Source organism: Kitasatospora sp. NPDC059088 (assembly GCF_042738155.1).
Classification (GTDB): domain Bacteria; phylum Actinomycetota; class Actinomycetes; order Streptomycetales; family Streptomycetaceae; genus Kitasatospora.
Genome location: NZ_JBHYGR010000252.1, coordinates 1 through 4,903 on the forward strand (window position 1 = coordinate 1; position 4,903 = coordinate 4,903).

Below are 4,903 nucleotides of genomic sequence, written 5' to 3' on the forward strand. Positions count from 1 at the left end.
GACCCCCGGCCCTACGTCTGGACCAAAACCGCTGACCAGATCCTCGAATCCCTCGCTGGATACATCCGACGGATCAAGGACTCAGGACACTAGGCTGCCGTCGGCCCCGACCTCCGCCACCGCTGCCCGAGCCGCCCCAGCCGCGCCGCCGCCCACAGCAGGGCCCCCGTCGGCAGGAACACCGCGTCCGCCGCGACCATCGCGAGCGAGAACACCGGCAGCCCGAGCACCACCGCGATCCCCAGGTGTTCCAGCATCAGGACCGCCAGCAGCGCGTTCTTGACCCGCCGGTTGAGCAGCGTGAACGGGAACGCCACCTGGAGGACCACCGTGCCGTACGAGATCAGGAAGACCGGCAGCAGCGCCGAGCCGACCAGCGCCGACAGCCCCGGCCAGGGCGCGAAGTAGTCCAGGTGCAGCGGGTAGTACAGCGCCGTGCCGTCCTGCCAGCGCGAGCCCTGCACCTTGTACCAGCCGGCCGTGGCGTAGACCAGCACCACCTCGGTGGCGATGACCAGCATCGCGCAGTTGTGCACCATGTTCGCCAGCGCGTCGAGCAGGGCCCGCGGCTCGCCCGCCGGCCGCAGCCGGCCGAGCGTCCACCAGATCCCGGCGACCGCCCAGAGCCCCCAGAACAGCGGCGCCCAGCCGAGGTACGGGAAGGCCGGCCCGGTCCAGGTGAGGCTGTCCCCGGAGAAGTCGCCGGCCTGACAGACGGCCAGCACCGCGCCGAGCAGGGCCCAGAGCACCACCCCGCCCCGCCCGGGCCGGGCCCGGCGCGCGTCCAGCGACCAGACCTCGGCGCAGCGGGTGAAGACCAGGTAGACGGCCATCAGGTGGACGACGTTGTCGCCGCCGTCGCCGAGCAGGACGTCGCGGTTCTGCAGCGACAGCACGGTGACCAGGAACAGGACGGTGCTCGCCCTGGTCCGCCAGCCCAGCAGCACCGCCAGGGCGGCCAGCAGGGCCAGGTGGTAGACCAGTTCGAACCAGAGCCGCCCGCCGAACCAGGGCAGCACGGTGAACGCCCCGTCGTCGGCCAGCAGCCGCTGGGCGAGCTCCATCGACCAGGGCGAGCGGTCGCCGTACAGCACCCGCCGGTTGGGCCACTCGCGCAGCAGGTAGGCGAGCCAGACCAGCCCGAAGCCGATCCGCACCGCCGCGGCCTGGTGCCGTCCGAGCGCCCGCCCGGTGAAGGCCTCCATCGCCCGCCCGAGGGCGGCGACCGGCCGGCGCGGCGCCGCGCCCGGCCCGGGGACCGCCGGGGCGACGGACGGTCCGCCCTGCCGCGGCACGCCGTCCAGCAGCGGCACGCCGTCCAGCGGCCGCGGCACCACCGGCCCGCCCGCCACGGTCGGCGCCGCAGGGTCCACGCCCGACGCCACGGGCTCCACCGCCCCCTCGTTCACCCCAGCCCCCGGTAGTCCTCGTCCCCGACCGGCCACCACGGCAGCTCCCGCACCCTGGGCGCGGGCGGCGCGGCCTCGCCGCTCCAGGACGGCGGCGGCACGGTCGCCGTGGTCGCCCGGAACTGGATCTCCAGCACCCGCTCGCCGTCCACCTCCCGGCCGATCCGCTGCAACGCGATCCGCTTGAGGTACTGCTCGGCGAGCCGGCCGCGCGAGTTGGTCGGCTTCCCGTCCTGGGCGTCGTGGGAACCGTCGTAGAAGTCCCAGGCCCGGCGCAGCAGGTTCTGGTCGACGTGGCTGGGCGCCGGGTTGCCCCGGATCGCCGCGATGTCCTGCGCGGTCAGCCCGGTCCAGTCATGGGTGCGGGTGGCGCCGCCGTCCGCGACGGTGCGCACCCGGGCGTCCACGTCGACGTTCTGCTGCAAAGGGTTGGGGGCGAACAGCTTCCAGTTCTGCTCGAACTCCGGGTAGACGATCCCGTCGACCTCGTCCCGGTACTGCCGGGACAGCGTGTTGGCGGGGGCGACGTGCAGGAACACCGCGGCGAGGAACAGCCCGGTGCCGCTGACCAGCACCGCGGCGGCCAGGCCGAGGACGAGCTGCGCGGGCGTCGACCAGACCCTCCCCGGGGCGGCCCGGTCCGTGCTGCCCGTCATGGCCTCCCCGCCCGGTCGGCGCGCCGCCGGCCGGTACCGGCGCGTCGCGCGCCCATCCTGCCCTACCCGTCCCCGGGCGGGCACCGCGAGGTTCCGGAGGTCCTACAGGACGAAGGCGGCCTGGCCGGTGCTGCTGACCATCGGACGGCCGGCCCCCTCCCAGGCGTACATCCCGCCGTCCACGTTCACCGCTTCCCGGCCCTGCTGCACCAGGTACTGGACGACCTGCGCGGAGCGGCCGCCGACCCGGCAGAGCACGTACAGCTTCTCCTCCGGCAGCTCGCCGATCCGGGCGATCACCTCGCCGATCGGGATGTGCAGCGCGCCGTCCACGTGGCCGGCGTCCCACTCGTCCTGCTCGCGCACGTCCAGCAGGGCGGCATCGGCCGGCACGGAGGCGGCGTCGGTGGAGGGGATCTGCGCGAACATCGTGGGGCTCTCCTGGGCTCGGTGCGGGTCGGTGGAGTCGGTGGGGCCGGTGCCATTGTCGCCCACCGCCGTCGGCCGGTGGGCCGGATCCGGGGTTCCGAGCAGCCGCTCCAGCTCGGCCTGCTGTGCGGCGGCCTTGGCGAGCAGCTCCTCGGCGAGCTGCTCCAGCAGCCGGTCCGGGTCCTGCGGGGCGAGGGCGAGCAGCTGGCCCATCGGGGTCTGCTCCAGCCGGACCTGCTCGGTGGCGGTCTCGGTGATCTTGGCGGTCAGCCAGTCCAGCCGGCGGCGCAGCCAGCCCAGCCGGTCGGGGGAGTCGACGGCGGGCGCGGCCTCCGGCGCGGTGGACCACTCGGCGGCGAGGCCCTCCAGCACGGCGGCGTCCCCGTAGGCGTAGGCCTCGTTCACCCGGACCAGGAAGTCCGCCCGGCGCTGCTGCTCGCCGGGGTCGGTGGTGAGGTCGGGGTGGGCGCGGCGGACCAGCTCGCGGTAGATCCGCTGGGCCTCCTTCCCGGGCCGCACCCGGGCGGGCGCGGCGGGCGGCGGCGGGACGGCCTCCTCCGCGCCCTCCGCGGACTTCTCCCGTACGGAGTCGAACAGCGCGTCCAGGTCCGGCAGCTCCTCGACCCGCTGCCGGGCCTCGGTGGCCCGCCGCCGGTCCTCCGGGTCCCCGGTGCGGGCCGCGACGGCCTCGGCGACCAGCGCGTCGAGCTCGTCCAGCCGGGCGTAGAGCGGGCCGAGCAGCTGGTGGTGGATCAGGGCGAAGTTGTCGATCTCGACCCGCAGCGTCTGGACGTCCACGTCCATGCTGAGCCAGGCCAGCTCGGCGGCGGCGACCCGCTCCTCCAGCTCCTGCTGCTCCGGGTCCGTCCAGCGGGCGGGGCTCTGCGCGGTCACGATCTCGCCTCTGTCTCGTCCGTCCGGCCGGCTTCCTGCGGAGCCGCCGCGCGGGCGGCCCGGCCTGCCACCCTACCGCCGCGTTCCGGGCCGCCGTCCGGGTGAAGCGGGCGTGCGGACCGGCGCGCGGCACGTGACACGCAACCGATCCTGATGAATCTCCCCGTTTCGGTGTCGGGCCCGGCCCGGTCCGTGCTTCGCTGGTATCCGCACAGCGTGCCTTCCTCCGGAGAAACGGCCGCCCCGGGCGCGGTGGCCAGGCGGGAGCAGACCGAATCCATGGTGGCCGAGTCCAACTCCACACCGCTTCCGGCGGGCGCCGAGACCGCGCCGGGCGACCACCCGACCGGAGTGGCCGCCCTGGTCCGGCTCGCCCTCGTCGTGGTCGACCGGGCCGGCCGGATCGCCCAGTGGAGCCGGGCCGCCGAGGAGCTGTTCGGGCACCGCGCCGAGGCCGCCACCGACCGCCCGGCCTCGGGCCTGCTGCCCGCCCTGGAGGCACGGGTGCTCGGCCGCTGCGCGGTGCGCCGCCGCTGCGACGCCCTCGACACCCTGGCCGGGCTGACCGCCGCCGGGCGCCCCTGGGCCGGGCGGCTCACCGTGACCGACCGGGAGGAGCACCAGCGCGACGTGCTCTGGTGGGCCTACCCGCTGCCCGGCCCGGCCGGCGGACTGCTCGCGCTCGCCGCCGACGCCCGCCCGCTGCGCAGCTCCGGACCGCGGCTCGCCCTCGGCGAGCGCCTGCTGCCCTTCGCCGCGACGCCCGGCGCCCGGGGCGGCTTCCACGGGCTGACCGCCGCCCTCACCCCGCCGGCCGCCGAGCTGCCCGAGCCGCTGGCCCGGCTGCTGCCCGCCGCCCTCCGGGCCCCGCTGCGCGCGGCCGCCGCCCTGGGCGGGCTGCCCGCACTGCGGCTGGACGCGACCACCGTGCTGGCGGTGCTGCCCTCCGATCCGCAGGCCGGCACCGCCCACGTGGCCGCCGGCCTGGGCCGCCGCTACCCCACGCCCCAGCAGCGCGCGGCCCGGCTCGGTCCGCCGCCGCAGGCCGACCAGTCCGCGCCGGGCCGCCGTCCCCAGGGCCCGCTGCCCGCCCAACGTGACCCGGCCCCGCACGAACCGGCGCCGCACGGCCCGGCCCGGCGCGACCCCGCCCCGCACGCCCCCGGCGAGCGGCCCACCGCGGTCGTCGGTGCCCCGCCCGCCCCGCTCCCGGCCCCCGGCCGCGAGACACCCCCACGCACCGGAGGAGGAGCCACCATCGAGCCGCAGGCCGCCGTCGAGTCGTCCGCCCACGGCCTCCCGCCGCGCCGCCCCGCCCAGGCCCCGCCCGGCGCCGTCCCCGCCCCCACCGGCGCCGAGGGACCGCCGAGCGGCCGACTGGGCCCGTTCCTCACCAACGGCCAGGCCGGCGAACAGCTGGCCCTGCTGAACGAGGTCGGCGGCAAGGTCGGCACCACCCTGGACCTCGGCTTCACCGCCCACGAGCTGTGCCAGGTGCTGGTCCCCCGGGTCGCC

The 4,903-nt window shown here is 76.7% G+C and carries 4 protein-coding genes; 1 reads left to right on the forward strand and 3 read right to left on the reverse strand.

Annotated features, from left to right (window positions below; translation table 11 throughout):
* Positions 1-89 precede the first annotated feature (89 nt).
* From ACFWXO_RS44780 to ACFWXO_RS44790, 3 genes are all read right to left on the reverse strand, one after another.
* On the reverse strand, positions 90-1,394 hold the full coding sequence (locus ACFWXO_RS44780) for an HTTM domain-containing protein (protein ID WP_380532870.1): 1,305 nt from the start codon (positions 1,392-1,394) through the stop codon (positions 90-92).
* Positions 1,395-1,405: 11 nt separating this feature from the next.
* Complete coding sequence (locus ACFWXO_RS44785; RefSeq protein WP_375891885.1) at positions 1,406-2,065, reverse strand: DUF5819 family protein; 660 nt, start codon at positions 2,063-2,065, stop codon at positions 1,406-1,408.
* Between the two features lie 102 nt (positions 2,066-2,167).
* Entirely contained in the window at positions 2,168-3,388 is a 1,221-nt protein-coding gene (locus tag ACFWXO_RS44790; RefSeq protein WP_375891884.1) for a rhodanese-like domain-containing protein, read from the reverse strand.
* A gap of 216 nt (positions 3,389-3,604) precedes the next feature.
* Here ACFWXO_RS44790 and ACFWXO_RS44795 point away from each other — a divergent pair.
* On the forward strand, positions 3,605-4,903 hold a 1,299-nt coding region (locus tag ACFWXO_RS44795), incomplete at its 3' end, for a PAS domain-containing protein (RefSeq protein WP_380532875.1).

Excerpts from the sequence above, each read along its gene's own strand:
- ACFWXO_RS44785 (WP_375891885.1), bottom strand. The coding sequence starts at position 2,065 with ATGACGGGCAGCACGGACCGGGCCGCCCCGGGGAGGGTCTGGTCGACG.